Source organism: Pseudomonas sp. SDO55104_S430, assembly GCF_054070595.1.
In genome coordinates this window covers 41,086-55,098 of record NZ_JBSVXG010000017.1, presented here as the reverse complement: position 1 = coordinate 55,098, position 14,013 = coordinate 41,086, and the positions used below count along the sequence as shown (strand labels likewise).

Below are 14,013 nucleotides of genomic sequence, written 5' to 3'. Positions count from 1 at the left end.
ATTAAATTCCGAAACCCCAATTGCGAAAGCAGTTGGGGTTTTGTTTTTGCGCGCGTGAAAGCACGATGCACTCCCGTGCAAATTTGGGCGGTTATTTTTGGTTCAGGACACTAGAATAGATCCAACTTTTTCGGAGCCAGAGCCTTTATGCCAGATCCGGGTGACGCCTCCGGGCTGTCAGAATTACCGCTGGACGATTTGGTGGCGTGTCATGAGTGCGACTTGCTGATGCGCAAGCCCAAGCTCGCTCATGGCGAAAAAGCCATGTGCCCGCGTTGCGGCTATGAGCTCTACGCCCATCGATATAACGTCGTGCAGCGCAGTCTCGCCCTGGTGATTGCAGCGCTTCTGCTGTACATCCCCGCGAACTTTTTACCCATCATGCAGCTCAATCTACTCGGACAGTCGTCACAAGACACGGTATGGAGCGGCGTTGTCGGCCTCTTCAACTCGGAAATGCGCGGCGTTTCCGTGGTTGTGTTCCTGTGCAGCATGGCAATCCCGTTGCTCAAGTTGCTCTGCCAGCTGGCTGTTCTGCTGAGCATCCGTTTCAACATCGGTCGCAGTTACGGCTTGCTGCTCTATCGCATCTACCACCATTTGCGAGACTGGGGGATGCTTGAGGTCTACCTGATGGGCGTGCTGGTGGCGATCGTGAAACTGGCAGATATGGCAGCCATGACCATAGGCCTCGGATTGGCATGTTTCATCGGTTTGTTACTGGTTCAGGTCTGGCTGGAGGTCGTGATGTCGCCTCACCAGATCTGGCAGGCTTTATCAGGAGAGGATGCCCATGCGGGCGATTGATGCAGGCATTCTGATCTGTACCGAATGTCACGAATTGAACAGGCAGGAAGCTGATACTGATGAGCAACTCTGCACTCGCTGCGGTGCGCAGGTCCACGCTCGACGCCCGAATAGTCTGACGCGCACCTGGGCATTGCTGATTACTGCGGCAATTCTCTACATCCCGGCCAATGTGCTGCCGATCATGACCGTGCGCTCACTGGGCAAAGGTGATCCCAGTACCATCATGTCCGGTGTGATCCAGCTGGTTCAGCACGGCATGATTCCTATCGCTGCCGTAGTATTCATCGCCAGTATCCTGGTGCCCACCTTCAAACTGGTGGGCATCGCGCTGTTGTTGTATTCGGTTCAGCGCCACCAGCCGCTCTCGGCCCGGCAGCGTATCTGGATGTACCGCTTCATCGAGTTCATCGGTCGCTGGTCGATGCTCGATATCTTTGTGATCGCCATTCTGGTGGCGGTCGTGAATTTTGGACGGTTTGCCAGTGTCGAAGCCGACCTGGGGGCCATCGCCTTCGCCAGTGTGGTGATTTTGACAATGCTTGCTGCAGTAACTTTCGATCCCCGACTGATTTGGGATAACACGGAGTCGGACGCCGACCATGACTGATTTGCCCGTAGCTAAAACCCGACCGGCCTCGAACTGGTCCGCCATTTGGGTATTGCCCCTGATCGCCTTGATCATCGGCGGTTGGCTCGGCTGGCGTGCCTATAACGAGACCGGCATCGAGATCCAGGTGCGCTTCGAAAGCGGTGAAGGCATTCAGGCCAACAAGACCGAAGTGGTCTACAAAGGCATGTCGGTCGGTAAGGTAAAGACCCTCAAGCTCGATGATGAAGGCAGCACCAAAGGTGTGATCGCAACCGTCGAGATGAACAAGGACGTGGAACAGTACCTGCGCACCAGCACGCGTTTCTGGCTGGTCAAGCCGAGCGTGAGTCTGGCCGGTATCACGGGGCTGGAAACCCTGGTTTCTGGCAACTACGTAGCGATCAGCCCGGGCGAAGGCGAGCCCACCCGCAAGTTCAAGGCACTGGCTGAAGAGCCACCTCTTTCCGATGCTCAACCCGGTCTGCACCTCACAATCAAAGCCGATCGCCTGGGCTCGCTGAACCGCGGCAGCCCAGTGTTCTACAAGCAGATCAAGGTTGGCCAGGTCAAAAGCTACCTGCTGTCCGAGGACCAGAGTACCGTCGAACTCAAGGTGTTCATCGAGCCGACTTACGCCAAGTTGGTGCGCAAACATACACGCTTCTGGAACGCCAGCGGCATCAGCATCGATGCCAATCTGTCGGGGGTGAAAGTCCGTAGTGAGTCCCTGGCCAGTATCGTCGCCGGAGGCATTGCCTTCGCCACGCCGGAAAATCGCAAGGACAGCCCGCCCACCGATCCAAGTCTGCCGTTCCGTCTTTACGAAGACTTTGACGCCGCTGCGGCCGGGATCAAGGTCAAGGTCAAACTCAGCGATTTCGAAGGCCTGCAGGCCGGGCGCACACCGGTGATGTACAAGGGCATCCAGGTGGGCACGCTCAAGGCACTCAAGGTCGATCCGGATCTTTCCGGTGCCAGCGCAGAGCTGACCCTTGATCCGCTCGCCGAAGATTACCTGGTGGACGGTACTCAATTCTGGGTGGTCAAACCGTCGATTTCCCTGGCGGGTATCACCGGCCTCGAAGCGTTGGTCAAAGGCAACTACATCGCCGTACGACCCGGTGATAAAGGTAGCGCCCCGCAACGCGAATTCGTCGCGCGGCCCAAGGCGCCGCCGCTGGATCTTCGTTCGCCGGGCCTGCACCTGGTGTTGTTCACCGAAAACCTGGGTTCCCTGGAAGTCGGCAGCCCGGTCCTTTACAAGCAGGTCAAGGTGGGCTCGGTTCAGAGCTATCAATTCTCGCGCAAGAAAAATCAGTTGGTGATCGGTGTTCACATCGAAAAGGAATACGAGGATCTGGTCAACGGCTCGACACGGTTCTGGAATGCCAGCGGTGTGACGCTCACCGGTGGTCTTACTGGCGGAATTCAAGTCAAAAGCGAGTCGTTGCAAAGCCTGATGGCCGGCGGTATCGCCTTTGAAACGCCTGAGGCCAAGGTGCCGCTGAAAAAGCGGATCCCGCGCTTCCGTCTGTTCGCCAACCGTGAAGAGGCCAATCAGAAAGGCGCGCTCATCACGATCAAAGTCGATCGCGCCGATGGCTTGCGCGCCGGGACCCCGGTTCGCTTCAAAGGGCTGGATGTCGGCAAGATCGAGAACGTCGATCTCAGCGATGATCTGCAATCGGTGCTGCTGACCGCACGTATCACCGAGGTGCCTGAGCGCATTGCGCGGGTTGGCAGTGAGTTCTGGGTGGTCAAACCGGAACTGGGCCTGATCAAAACCTCAAACCTTGAAACCCTGGTCACCGGGCAGTACATCGAAGTGCAGCCGGCCGCGAAAAACCTTGGCCCGCAGAAGAATTTCGTCGCGCTGCCCGCCGCTCCGGAAACCGCCAAGCAGGAAGCAGGATTAAGCCTGGTATTGAGCGCTGCCCGGCGTGGCTCGTTGAAACCCGGAGTGCCGGTCACCTATCGCGAAATTACCGTGGGCAAGGTAACAGGTTACGAACTGGGCCAGACTGCGGACCGCGTCTTGATCCACATTCTGATCGAGCCGAAGTACGCGCCGTTGGTGCGCAGTGGTACCCGCTTCTGGAACACCAGCGGTTTCGACTTTGATGTCGGGCTGTTCAAGGGCGCGACGGTGCGTACCGAATCGCTGGAAACCATGATTCAGGGTGGCGTTGCGTTTGCCACTCCGGATGGTGACCGCATGGGCGTCGCAGCGCGGCCGGAGCAGACATTTGCGTTGTTCGACAAGTTTGAAGAGGAATGGCTGACTTGGGCGCCGAAGATTCCTCTGGGTAAATAGCGGGAGGTGATGGTGTCTGCAAGGGCTCCATCGCGAGCAGGTTCGCTCCCACAGGGTTTTTGTGTCACTCGAAACAAAAAGGCCGCGATCCATGAGGATCGCGGCCTTTCTGTTTGCATCAGCTAAAACCGATCAAACTTCATCCAACTCCGGCTCATCGGCTTCGACGTTGACCGTCGCCTTCACCTGATCACGACGACGAATGTACTTCCAGTCCGCCTCGTCGATGTAGATACCCGCCGGGCCGCTGCCGCCTTCAAGGTCGATGGCGACACTGGCGCAGACCTGCGGCTTCACACTCGCCAAAATCGGCACGAAGCCCAGCTGCAGACTGGTTTCCAGCAGCGCAGCCTGGTTGCGTTCGTCGATGTCCGCGGCTTCGTCGAGGTAGTACGGCAGGCGCACGCGGCCGGCCAGGTCGCGGTCCATCAGGTGCAGCAACAGGTACATGTTGGTCAGCGCCTTGATGGTCATGGTGGTGCCGTTGGAGGCGGCGCCGTCGATGTCGGTGTGGATAACCGGCTGACCGTTGACCTTGGTGATCTCGAACGCCAGTTCGAACAAGTCCTTCAGACCGAGCTGGTTGTGGTTGGCCGCCACCAGCCGTGCCAGGTATTCCTTGGCCTCTTCGTTCTTGTTGTCCTGCTCCGCGCTCTGGCTCAGGTCGAACACCGACAGCGTCTCGCCTTCTTCGTACTGGCCGGCGCTGTGGATGATCTGGTCGATGTGCTTGAGCGCTTCCTTGTTCGGCGCCAGGACGATGCGGAAGCTCTGCAGGTTGGAGACCTGACGCTTGTTGATCTCGCGGTTGAACAGCGCCAGTTGGTGTTCGAGGCTATCGTAGTCGCTGCGGATGTTGCGCAGGGTCCGCGCGATGTCGGTCACGGCGGCACGACGGGCCTTGCCCAGGGTCAGGGCTTCGTCGGTGCGGTGCGCGTAAGCGTTGATCAGCAGTTGCAGGCGACGCTCCATATCGTCTTCGCTGTCGAACTTGGCCACGCCCTTGAGGCGCACTTGAGCGTACAGCGCTTCGATCTGGCCATCGGCGCGCAACAGGCCCTGCCAGCTGTCCTGATAGTCGTTGAGCAGCGGCAGCAGGTTGTCCATGGAATCGTCGACCGGATCCATGAACGGCGTGCCGAACGGCAGGTCTGCCGGCAGCAGTTGGCGACGGCGCAGCGCATCGTCGAGAGTGCGTTGCTTGGCCTCCATGTCGGCGATCTGCCGGCCGACCAGTTGCAGTTTGGCCGACAGTTGCTGGACGCGTTCGGTGAAGGCATCGCTGGAGCGCTTGAGCTGTTCCTGGGCGGCTTCCATCTGCGCCAGTTGCTCGAGTTTCTCGCCTTCCTCGGCGCTCAGGGTCTGTGTACGACGGAAATCTTCCAGAGCTTTCTGCGCATCCAATACCTGTTGGTACAGCGCTTCGGTCTGGGTTTTGCTCGCGGCACGGTCGGCGGCCACGGCTTGCTGGGTCTTGAGTTGCTTGAGCTCTTTTTCCAGGCGCTCTTTCTGGTCGCGCAACGCCGCACGGTCGGCCAGGGCTTGCAGCGCCGGCGGTTCGATGTGCGACAGATCGATGGACAGGCCCGGGACTTCAAAGCGCTCGCCCTTGAAACCGTCGAGGATCAGCTCCACGGATTTGACCCAGTCGCCGTTCTCGTCCAGCGCAATCCCGTGTTCGCCCAGCGGCAGGCTGAACAGTGCGCTGTTGAACAGGCGCATCAGGCGCTCGACATCCTGCTGGGAGAACTCTTCGCGCAGACGGGCATAGCTGTTGTTGTCGGCGTGATCGAGTTGCTGCTTGACCGACTTCAGGCGTTTTTCCAGGTCGCGCAGACGCTCTTCCAGATCTTCGGCGCTGAACTGACGGGACTGGGCCAAAGCACCGGCCAGCTCATCGTGGGCGTCCTTGGCCGCAAGCAGTTGCTGCTCCAGCACCTTGACGTCGTCGACCAGGGCAAAGCGGTGCTTGAGCACGGACAACTCGCCGAGCCAGCGCTGGATGCCGGTGATTTCCCGCTCCAGACGCATCAGCTCCTGAGTGCCGCCACGCTGGTCGTTTTGCAGGTCGTCCTGCTCGCGACGGTAGTGTTCGGCCTGGATGGTCAGCTCTTCCTTGCGCGCGCTGGCGTAGTCCGACCAGGTGCCGAGCAGCGAGTCGAGCAGCGGCGACAGGCGATGCAGCTTGCCGCGCAGCACGTCGCGTTGTTTCACGCCGTTGGCCAGTGCTTCGACCAAAGGTCCTGCGGCGACCAGCGAGTTGTAGTCCTGCTCCATGCGTCTTACATCGCGGAAGGCTTCTTCGCACGCGGCGATGTAGTCCACGCTGCCGGAACGCAGGCTGTGCTCGAAGGCATCGAGGAACAGTTGCTTGAGCTTGGCCGCGGTGATTTCGCGCATGTGCAGCAGGTTGATGAACAGGGCGCGGAAAGTCTTCAGGCTCTGCTCGCTGGTGGAGCGCAGCGGGATCAGCGTCAGGTCCAGCGGGATCGAGGTGTGACCGCCGACCAGCAGGCGACGCAGTTCATCCGGCTTGAGTTCGTAGGCTTTCAGGCCTTCGCGCTCGAGGTTGGTGAACAGTTCTTTCTGGCGCAGGCAGGTGTCGTTTTTCTGGTAGTGGGCCAGGTCCAGTTTGCCGGCATAGGCGAAGAACTGGTGACCGAAGCCACCGCCCGGGCCGCGACCGACCACGCCGATCACGTGCGGGCCGTGGGGCAGAGAGACTTCCACCAGAATGTAGCTGGTGTCGGAGGCGAAGTAGAAGCGCCGGGACTGCTCCAGGCTGTACTTGCCGAAGCTCATGTCCGACATGCGCGCCAGAATCGGGAATTGCAGGGCGTTGATCGAAGCGGATTTGCCGAGGTTGTTTGCGCCGTAGACCGACAGCGGTTCTTCCAGCGGAAACAGGCCGAGACTGTAGCCGGCAGTGTTCAATAGGGCAAAGCGGCGGATGCCGTAGCGTTCCTTGCTCATGCGTCGAGCTCCTGTTCTTCGGCGATGGCGCGGGCCAGGGCGTCTTCTTCGCTTTCATCTTCATCAAACTCCGCCAGATCCAGCGGGTCGTCGGTCTGCAGCAGCTTTTCGTCGCTGTCTTCGTCGACCAGCACCGGCGTCGGCAGCGGCAATACGCTGTGCAGGCTGGCCGCCAGGTCGCGATCTTGTTGAACCGAGAGGCAGACATCGAGGAAACGGTGCATCGGCGGCAGGAAGCGGTAGACACCGTTCTCTTCACTGGCAAACCCGAGCTGGGTCATGCGGCGCATGATTTTTTCTTCCAGTTCATCCTGGGTCTGCACTTCGGCCTGGATAAACAGGTCGCGGTATTTTTCCAGCAACGATGGCAATTCATCGCGACCGAGGCTGCCGCCGTCGAGTACGGAGATCGGGTCGCGACCTTGGTCAGCCAGGTGCTCGACCAGAATGAAGGTGAACAGCGCCAGGCGCTGGGCGGTCTTGTTCACCGCTGCAGCGGCGAGTTCCGGCACGAAATAGTAGAAACCGCGGGTATCGCACACCAACTCGAAACCCAGGGCCTTGAACAGCGTGCGGTATTGGTCCTGAAAGTTCGACAGCTGGGCGTACAGCTCCGGATCGCGGCGGCTGACGTGGTAGCCCTTGAACAGCTCGCGAAAGATCGGCGCCAGATGGGACAGTTCGGATAGATCAAGATGCATGGGGCGTACCTGCAGAGAGGGGGCTCGCAGAATTCTCGGCGGTATCTGTGCCGGCCGAGAGCAGGGCGAAGGAGCGCAGGCTGACCTGGTGCTCGTGTGTAAAGTATTCGCGGCGTTCCAGGCGTTCGCGCTTGAAGCGTTTTTCCCGGGACAGACGCGAGAACCAGTACAGCAATTCGTCGGTGGCGCCGTCCGGCTCCTGCTCCAGCAGCCAGGTCATCAGGTCCGGCATCGGCAGGGCGTCTGCGCAACGGTCGAGCATCTCGCGGACCGTGCGTGGTGCGCGCGGGGCATCGCCGCCCTTGTGGATCTTGTGGGCCTTGGGGAAGCGCGCCGGTTTCGGTTCGAAACGGGCCAGGGCGTAGACGTAGGCTTCGACCTGACTGGCGCTGCCGAGAAAGGTGCTTTGCGGCCGGGTGAACATCGGCATGGCCGCTTGCGGTACAGCATCGATGCCCTTGCGGCGGATCATCGACAGCGCCAACGCCGCACCACGGGTCACGGCGTTGTGCCGGCGCGCTTCTTCGCGCAGCGGCAGCAGCAGCTCGCGGGCATGACGCAGGGTCAGTTGCGCGCTGGTCTGCATTTCGAGGATGCGCGCGTGGGTGCGCAGCAGCATGTCGTCGTCGACCAGATGGCCGAGGCGCTGCTGTTCGGTGAGCATCTTCAACAGGACGTTTTCGACTTTGCGCACGCCCTGTTCGAAGGCGCCGTCGGCGTTCACCAACTGGATCATCGGCTCGACGTATTCGTCCCAGGTCGCCAGTACTTCGGCATAACGCTGACGCAGCGGGATCTGCCGGTCGCTGGTCTTGGCCCGCTCGGCTACGGCCACCAGGGCCTGCTCGTCGTTGGCCAGCTTCTTCAATACATCGCGAACGCGCATGTCCAGCAGGCGCAATTGACGGGCAAGGTCGTTGCCATCGCGAATGTCGAAGGCGTCCTGGATATAACCGGCCAGGCGCTCAAGATGGCGCAAGTAGGCTTCGATCTCCAGGCACAGGCCCAGCCGGTGTTCCCGGCGCAGGTAGGCAAGGAAGTCGTGAATCTGCGCGTTGAGCTCGAATCGGTTCGGGCTTTTCGCCACGGGAACCAGAATGTCGAGGCGAATCCACACGTCGAGCAGATTGGTGATGTCCTGCGGCGTGCTGTCGAGTTGCTGGGCGGCCAACTGTGAACGCAGTTCGTTGAGGCTCAGGGTGCCTTGGTCGAAGTGCTCGCACAGTGGCTCAAGCAGGGCCCAGTGTTCAGCGAGGGCGCGCAAGACGCGCTTGGGTTCGATCATCGGAATGGCCGGCTGGTTGGCGAATAAAAGCCGCGATTGTACTGCATCGCAGCCGATGCGATTCACTCTCGGGACGGACAACATCTTTTCCGTTGGTGAAGTCTATCGATCAACTGCGGGCGATCTTGAGCGAAGGGCTGTAGAATCGGTGCACTTTAGTTATCCACAAGTGGCCGACCTTTGCTTATCGAGTCCCGTCGCCGCGCCTATCTGAGCGCCATGCAGGTGGTCAATTGGCTGCCGCGCACCGAATTGCCCTTCGCTGCACCGTCGCGGCCCGAATTGCTGGAGCCGCTCGAGCCGGTTGTGGTCGAGCCTGTGGCGCCGGCTGCCGTGGCTGAAGTGGCTGCCGCTCCAGTGACCAAACCGGCTGAACGGGTGAAAATCGAAGTGCCACGGCCTTCGACCGCAAGCCCGCGCGCGGCGGCCAAGCCGGTGGAGGAGCCCGAAGAGGCACCTGTCGCCAAGGCCCCCGTCATACCGCCTCCGCGATTCGCCCTGCAATTGCTGCGCGCAGGGCGCTGCCTGCTGCTGGTGGAGTTACCCACAGGCGAAGCGTTCCAATCCCGCGATCCTGCCTACTTGCTGCTCAAGGACATGCTGCGTGCCGCCGGCCTGCCGGACAGCCCGCAGATTGTCGGCGAGCCCGTGCGCTGGCCGCTGCTGGTGCGTGGTTCGATGGATCAGGGGCCGGAAGCGGCTCGCGACTTCGTCCAGGGTTTTCTCTCGGCACGACTCGAAGATGCGCCGTGCGTCTGCCTCTGGCTGATCGGCCTGCCCGCGGTGCGTTTTGCCGGCGAGGCGGATGCCGAATCCTACAACCGCGAACTTCAGGTCGAAGGCCTGGGTTCGGTCTGGGCCTTGCCGGGCCTGGAGTTATTAATGGAAGAGCCACGGCGCAAGGCGGATGTCTGGCAAGCCATGCGTCGGCTGATGGCGCGCTGGAAAGAATCGAATGAGTGAATCTGTATCGTTCCGCCCCATGACCGAGGCGGATCTGGACGCTGTACTGAAGGTTGAATACGCGGCCTACAGCCATCCCTGGACCCGCGGCATTTTTCTCGATGGCCTGGGCAAGTACCAGATCTGGCTGATGTTCGAAGGGCAGCAGCAGGTCGGGCACGGTGTGGTGCAGGTCATTCTTGATGAAGCGCATCTGCTGAACATCACTGTCAAACCAGAAAACCAGGGCCGCGGCCTGGGTTTGACGTTGCTGGAGCATCTGATGTCGATTGCCTATAAGGCTGAAGCCCGGGAGTGTTTCCTGGAGGTGCGTGACAGCAATACGGCGGCTTTCAAGCTGTATGAGCGTTATGGATTCAATGAGATCGGCCGGCGTCGGGACTACTACCCGGCGGTGGGTGGGCGCGAAGATGCGGTGGTCATGGCCTGCACTTTGGTCGACTGAGAAAATCTCGCGAGCAGGCTCGCTCCCACAGGAGTTCGCAATTCAATGTGGGAGCGAGCCTGCTCGCGATTGCGATTTATCAGACGTTGATCAGCGCTTGCCGTCGAGCGGATCGCGCCGCGCCAGCTCCGCCTCATCCAGCCCGCCGCCACCGCCAATCTGGTCTTCATCGACGATGCTCAAATCCCAACCGGACTCATTGCCCCGACCGATTTCCCGAGCATCCCGGGCGCCGTCTTCGCGAATCAGGGTTTCCGGGCTCAAATCGTCGTCGGTCGGCTGATGATCATCGGTCGAAGCGCCGGTCATGCCCGCTTCACGCACCCTTGAGCCAGGCATCAATTGCTCGCGCTCACGCTCGGGCAGCTCATCGCCGATTTTCGCGCTGGGCTGTTCGTCGTCGAAGTCCAGTTCGTGCACCGATCCCATGCGGTCTTCGTTATCATCGATGGGTTGCGGCTGCGCCGCGTCGTAAGGACGTCGTGAATCATTCATGGCAAATCCTCATTCTGTGGGCCTTACTAGGGTGGACTCACCCGGCACACGAGAATTCCAACGAAAACACCTGCAATCCTTTGGTGACCCCGACGGGCGGTTGACTGTCAAAGCAGCAAATCATTCTTGAGGCTTCCCAGCATGCATGACTTACAAGACCTGATTGATAACAACGAGCGTTGGGCTGACGCGATCACCAAGGAAGATCCGGACTTCTTCGCCAAACTGGCTCGCCAGCAGACGCCTGAATACCTGTGGATCGGCTGTTCCGATGCGCGGGTACCGGCCAACGAGATCGTGGGCATGCTGCCGGGCGATCTGTTCGTGCACCGCAACGTGGCCAACGTGGTCCTGCACACCGACCTGAACTGCCTGTCGGTGATTCAGTACGCGGTCGACGTGCTCAAGGTCAAACACATCCTCGTCACCGGCCACTATGGCTGTGGCGGTGTGCGCGCCTCGATGCAGGATCGTCAGTTCGGCCTGATCGATGGCTGGTTGCGCACCATCCGCGACCTGTACTACGAAAAGCGCGAAGAACTCGCCAAGCTGCCGACTGAAGAAGAGCGGGTCGACCGCATGTGCGAACTCAACGTGATCCAGCAAGTGGCCAACGTCGGCCACACCAGCATCGTGCAGAACGCTTGGCACCGTGGTCAGAAGCTGTCGATCCACGGCTGCATCTACGGCATCAAGGACGGTCGCTGGAAGAGCCTGAACACCACCATCAGCGGCCCTGAGCAATTGCCGCCGCAATACCGCCTGCGTCCTTTCGAACCGCTGTAATACGCGTCAGGACAAACCCTGCCGACGCCAGTTTTGCAAAAACAGCTGGCCGTCGGCGTTTGGCGCCTCGTCATAGCCGGTAATCCAGCCCCGGCAGTTGTACGAGCCACACAGACAGGCAAACTGTCGCAGCAACTTGTCCTCGGTGGCGGCATAGTCCATCGCCAGCCAATCGCCCTTCCTGATGTCCTTCAGCGCCCATAACCACAGCTCGCTCATGTCGAGATAGACATTGGGATCGCACGAGTGCCTCAGCAATCCGCAGAACCGTGGGTCGTAGACATGCACCCCGGGCGCCATCTGCCGCGTGTGCCGGCTGCGATAGGGCAGCAGATGGCCGGAAACGCGGCAAATCCGGCTGATTCGCGGAAATTCGCGCAACGCCATTGCGGCAATCGGCTTGCCGGCGCTATTGGTGAGAATCTCGAAGTCGGTGAGGGAGGGGAAGCCGAGGTCGGTGGGCAGTTCGGTAAACGGATAGACGCCCGCGGGGGGCGGCGCGAGGGATTTGCGCAGGGCACTGGCTTTCATCTAACGATCCTTGTCGGCGGGGGCTGCGACCTCGATCAGCTGACGATCCTGTCAGCGCTGCAGCGCATGAGTTCAGCCCCAAGCCTCTCGCAGATGGAACCGGCGGTCTACTGTCACAAATGACAGTTGGACTGCCGTTCATCGTTTTACAGCCCCGGCGCGGGGACCGTGGTGGCGGGGGCTGGCGCCTTGAGCTGTTTGAGCTGCGGTGCAATGGTTGCCGTCGCGCATTTGCCTGCAGCTTGGGCTGGCGTCAGGTTGCGAATCGAGGTGTAGAACAGCGCGCAGGTCTTTTCCTTCTGGGCCACTTGCCAGGTTTGCGTGCAGCTCTTGAGTTCGATGTCAGGATTGCTGTCCGGCTGGCGGCCCATGGCGGCCTGCCAGCAGGCGACACTCAGATCCTGGCCCATGACTTTCAGGCCCGCCGTATCGGCCTTGGCCTTGGCATCGTTGCCTGTGTAGTTATCCGGATCAGACGCGTACCAGATATAGCTCGGGTGGTTGGCGCCCAGCACAGGCACCTTTGTCCCGTCGCTCGGGCTGATGTTTACCAGGCTCAGCACGTTCACCGTCGGCCCATACTGTTGCTTGATCCAGTTACGCACCGGCGTACCGAAGGCGACCATCGGCAAAGGCTCCCCGCTGGCCGTCACGCTCATGTTCCTGACCATGACGGTCTGATAATCCTTGAAGTAGTCGTAGACACCTTCGAGGTCCTTGCCGGCATTGGAAGGCGCTGCAATCGGCGCGATATCGATGATCGTCTGGAAGGCGGGCGTCTGCTCGGCGGGGATGCCGTTCACCGTCAGCAGGGACGCCCAGCGATCGGTGGTGGCGGATTTCAGGTAATCCTGGGCCTGGGTCAGTGAATAGTCCGGCGGGAAGTGCAGCAGCTCGACACTCCTGCGGTTTTCCAGGGCCATGCCCAGTGGCAGGAAGAAATACCAGCTGTAGGCCCACTTGCCGTCGGCATTGAGCTTGCTCGCGCCGTTGTACGCCAGATCACCGGCATCAAGCAGCGCTGCCAGTGGCTTTTCATAGCTTTTGGGGACGCCGGTGATTTCGGCATGTAGCTGGTTGTTATCGTTTTTGACCAGCACCTTCGCATCGCTGTAGCCATCGCGTTGCAGGCTTTGGGTCAGGTAATGCTCGACGGTCTGCTCGAGCGTCCAGTTGCGAAAGCAGATGACATTGCAATTGTTGGGATAAGCAAACAGGCGGGTAACGCGTTCGGTGCTGCCCAGCTTCATGCCGACATCGGCGTGAGCAGCGGCACTCAGGGTGAGAGCCGCGAGGGTAAGTCCTGCGAGTTTTTGCATGCTCAGATCCTTTCAGCGTGATCCCTTGAACAGGGCGGATACATTATATGTAGCACTCGGGTTGTCGCTCGTGCAGTGTCTGGCGCACCGGACCGCTGCTAGACTGGCGCAATACCGCCGTCGATAAAAGGTGAAACATGAGGCCCTCAATCGCGCTTGATCTGCAACGAGCAGCCGTTCGCGAGGTTGTCAGCCGCTTTCGGACTTCCAATCCCCGAGTGTTCGGTTCGGTGTTGTTCGGGACGGATCAGGAAGGGAGCGATCTTGACCTGCTGGTGGATACGCTGCCGGGCGCTACCTTGTTCGATCTTGGAGGGCTCCAGCTCGAGCTGGAGGATTTGCTGGGGGTCAGCGTTGATCTGCTGACGCCAGGGGATTTGCCATTGAAGTTTCGTCAGCAGGTACTCGATCAGGCGCGTCCGGTATGACGGACCATCGTCTTGGCGACTATCTTGAGCATATGCGCCAGGCAGCCAGCGATGCTTTGATTTTTGTCGAGGACATGGGCTGGGAAGACTTTTTCGATGACAAACGCACCCAGCAAGCGGTCATCATGAGTCTCGTTATCATTGGCGAGGCAGCGACCAAAATCATGGACGGCTACCCCGACTTCACCAGCTCACACTCCCGAGTACCGTGGCGCAGCATGCGGGGTATGCGTAATCGCATTGCTCATGGCTATTTCGACATCAATCTCGGAATAGTGTGGGAGACAGTTCAGGTGGCATTACCTGAATTATTGAAAGTCCTGCCTTCCGATTCGTGATTGCACCTGCCTTGCAGCAGGTGCAATTCCCTCCGC

General features: G+C 60.1%; 14 protein-coding genes. 8 read left to right on the top strand and 6 right to left on the bottom strand.

Annotated elements, in window-relative coordinates; all coding sequences use genetic code 11:
- Positions 1-147: 147 nt before the first annotated feature.
- Genes ACW9JE_RS05765 through ACW9JE_RS05755 form a run of 3 tightly spaced genes read left to right on the top strand, consistent with a single transcriptional unit; the run spans position 148 to position 3,713 of the window.
- Complete coding sequence (locus ACW9JE_RS05765; RefSeq protein ID WP_457432194.1) at positions 148-807, top strand: paraquat-inducible protein A; 660 nt, start codon at positions 148-150, stop codon at positions 805-807.
- Entirely contained in the window at positions 794-1,417 is a 624-nt protein-coding gene (locus ACW9JE_RS05760) for a paraquat-inducible protein A (protein ID WP_224535192.1), read from the top strand. Before ACW9JE_RS05765 ends, ACW9JE_RS05760 begins: the two co-directional genes overlap by 14 nt.
- Complete coding sequence (locus ACW9JE_RS05755; RefSeq protein ID WP_457432193.1) at positions 1,410-3,713, top strand: MlaD family protein; 2,304 nt, start codon at positions 1,410-1,412, stop codon at positions 3,711-3,713. The genes ACW9JE_RS05760 and ACW9JE_RS05755 overlap by 8 nt, the downstream gene beginning before the upstream one ends.
- A 132-nt stretch (positions 3,714-3,845) precedes the next feature.
- Here the strand turns inward: ACW9JE_RS05755 and mksF are convergent, their stop codons facing one another.
- Genes mksF through mksB form a run of 3 tightly spaced genes read right to left on the bottom strand, consistent with a single transcriptional unit; the run spans position 3,846 to position 8,672 of the window.
- On the bottom strand, positions 3,846-6,686 hold the full coding sequence (mksF, locus tag ACW9JE_RS05750) for an Mks condensin complex protein MksF (protein ID WP_457432192.1): 2,841 nt from the start codon (positions 6,684-6,686) through the stop codon (positions 3,846-3,848).
- Positions 6,683-7,387: an Mks condensin complex protein MksE gene (gene mksE / locus ACW9JE_RS05745; RefSeq protein ID WP_457432191.1), complete on the bottom strand. Its 705-nt coding sequence runs from the start codon at positions 7,385-7,387 to the stop codon at positions 6,683-6,685. Before mksE ends, mksF begins: the two co-directional genes overlap by 4 nt.
- Positions 7,377-8,672, bottom strand: coding sequence for an Mks condensin complex protein MksB (gene mksB, locus ACW9JE_RS05740; protein WP_457432190.1), 1,296 nt, complete (start codon positions 8,670-8,672; stop codon positions 7,377-7,379). The genes mksE and mksB overlap by 11 nt, the downstream gene beginning before the upstream one ends.
- Before the next feature lie 219 nt (positions 8,673-8,891).
- On the opposite strand from mksB, the gene ACW9JE_RS05735 reads away from it, so the two are divergent.
- Positions 8,892-9,635, top strand: coding sequence for an energy transducer TonB (locus ACW9JE_RS05735; protein ID WP_457432196.1), 744 nt, complete (start codon positions 8,892-8,894; stop codon positions 9,633-9,635).
- Positions 9,628-10,080 (top strand): ribosomal protein S18-alanine N-acetyltransferase, encoded by a 453-nt coding sequence (rimI, locus tag ACW9JE_RS05730; protein WP_457432189.1) that lies wholly within the window; start codon positions 9,628-9,630, stop codon positions 10,078-10,080. The genes ACW9JE_RS05735 and rimI overlap by 8 nt, the downstream gene beginning before the upstream one ends.
- 90 nt (positions 10,081-10,170) lie before the next feature.
- Here rimI and ACW9JE_RS05725 read toward each other — a convergent pair whose 3' ends face one another.
- Positions 10,171-10,575 carry a serine kinase/phosphatase gene (locus ACW9JE_RS05725; protein WP_457432188.1) on the bottom strand — a complete coding sequence of 135 codons (405 nt, stop codon included), beginning with the start codon at positions 10,573-10,575 and terminating at the stop codon, positions 10,171-10,173.
- A gap of 141 nt (positions 10,576-10,716) precedes the next feature.
- On the opposite strand from ACW9JE_RS05725, the gene can reads away from it, so the two are divergent.
- Positions 10,717-11,361: a carbonate dehydratase gene (can, locus tag ACW9JE_RS05720; RefSeq protein ID WP_175377716.1), complete on the top strand. Its 645-nt coding sequence runs from the start codon at positions 10,717-10,719 to the stop codon at positions 11,359-11,361.
- Positions 11,362-11,367: 6 nt separating this feature from the next.
- Here the strand turns inward: can and ACW9JE_RS05715 are convergent, their stop codons facing one another.
- Positions 11,368-11,892, bottom strand: coding sequence for a lysine methyltransferase (locus ACW9JE_RS05715; RefSeq protein WP_457432187.1), 525 nt, complete (start codon positions 11,890-11,892; stop codon positions 11,368-11,370).
- A 146-nt stretch (positions 11,893-12,038) separates the two neighbouring features.
- Positions 12,039-13,211 (bottom strand): hypothetical protein, encoded by a 1,173-nt coding sequence (locus tag ACW9JE_RS05710; RefSeq protein WP_457432186.1) that lies wholly within the window; start codon positions 13,209-13,211, stop codon positions 12,039-12,041.
- Positions 13,212-13,348: 137 nt separating this feature from the next.
- On the opposite strand from ACW9JE_RS05710, the gene ACW9JE_RS05705 reads away from it, so the two are divergent.
- Positions 13,349-13,639, top strand: a complete 291-nt coding sequence (locus ACW9JE_RS05705; protein ID WP_224535173.1) for a nucleotidyltransferase family protein — start codon at positions 13,349-13,351, stop codon at positions 13,637-13,639.
- Positions 13,636-13,977 (top strand): HepT-like ribonuclease domain-containing protein, encoded by a 342-nt coding sequence (locus ACW9JE_RS05700; RefSeq protein ID WP_224535172.1) that lies wholly within the window; start codon positions 13,636-13,638, stop codon positions 13,975-13,977. Before ACW9JE_RS05705 ends, ACW9JE_RS05700 begins: the two co-directional genes overlap by 4 nt.
- Positions 13,978-14,013: the final 36 nt, after the last annotated feature.

What these genes read in the sequence shown, in the direction of transcription:
- ACW9JE_RS05765 (WP_457432194.1), top strand. Translation starts at nt 148, where the DNA reads ATGCCAGATCCGGGTGACGCCTCCGGGCTGTCAGAATTACCGCTGGAC.
- ACW9JE_RS05760 (WP_224535192.1), top strand. Translation starts at nt 794, where the DNA reads ATGCGGGCGATTGATGCAGGCATTCTGATCTGTACCGAATGTCACGAA.
- ACW9JE_RS05755 (WP_457432193.1), top strand. Translation starts at nt 1,410, where the DNA reads ATGACTGATTTGCCCGTAGCTAAAACCCGACCGGCCTCGAACTGGTCC.
- mksF (WP_457432192.1), bottom strand. Translation starts at nt 6,686, where the DNA reads ATGAGCAAGGAACGCTACGGCATCCGCCGCTTTGCCCTATTGAACACT.
- mksE (WP_457432191.1), bottom strand. Translation starts at nt 7,387, where the DNA reads ATGCATCTTGATCTATCCGAACTGTCCCATCTGGCGCCGATCTTTCGC.
- mksB (WP_457432190.1), bottom strand. Translation starts at nt 8,672, where the DNA reads ATGATCGAACCCAAGCGCGTCTTGCGCGCCCTCGCTGAACACTGGGCC.
- ACW9JE_RS05735 (WP_457432196.1), top strand. Translation starts at nt 8,892, where the DNA reads ATGCAGGTGGTCAATTGGCTGCCGCGCACCGAATTGCCCTTCGCTGCA.
- rimI (WP_457432189.1), top strand. Translation starts at nt 9,628, where the DNA reads ATGAGTGAATCTGTATCGTTCCGCCCCATGACCGAGGCGGATCTGGAC.
- ACW9JE_RS05725 (WP_457432188.1), bottom strand. Translation starts at nt 10,575, where the DNA reads ATGAATGATTCACGACGTCCTTACGACGCGGCGCAGCCGCAACCCATC.
- can (WP_175377716.1), top strand. Translation starts at nt 10,717, where the DNA reads ATGCATGACTTACAAGACCTGATTGATAACAACGAGCGTTGGGCTGAC.
- ACW9JE_RS05715 (WP_457432187.1), bottom strand. Translation starts at nt 11,892, where the DNA reads ATGAAAGCCAGTGCCCTGCGCAAATCCCTCGCGCCGCCCCCCGCGGGC.
- ACW9JE_RS05710 (WP_457432186.1), bottom strand. Translation starts at nt 13,211, where the DNA reads ATGCAAAAACTCGCAGGACTTACCCTCGCGGCTCTCACCCTGAGTGCC.
- ACW9JE_RS05705 (WP_224535173.1), top strand. Translation starts at nt 13,349, where the DNA reads ATGAGGCCCTCAATCGCGCTTGATCTGCAACGAGCAGCCGTTCGCGAG.
- ACW9JE_RS05700 (WP_224535172.1), top strand. Translation starts at nt 13,636, where the DNA reads ATGACGGACCATCGTCTTGGCGACTATCTTGAGCATATGCGCCAGGCA.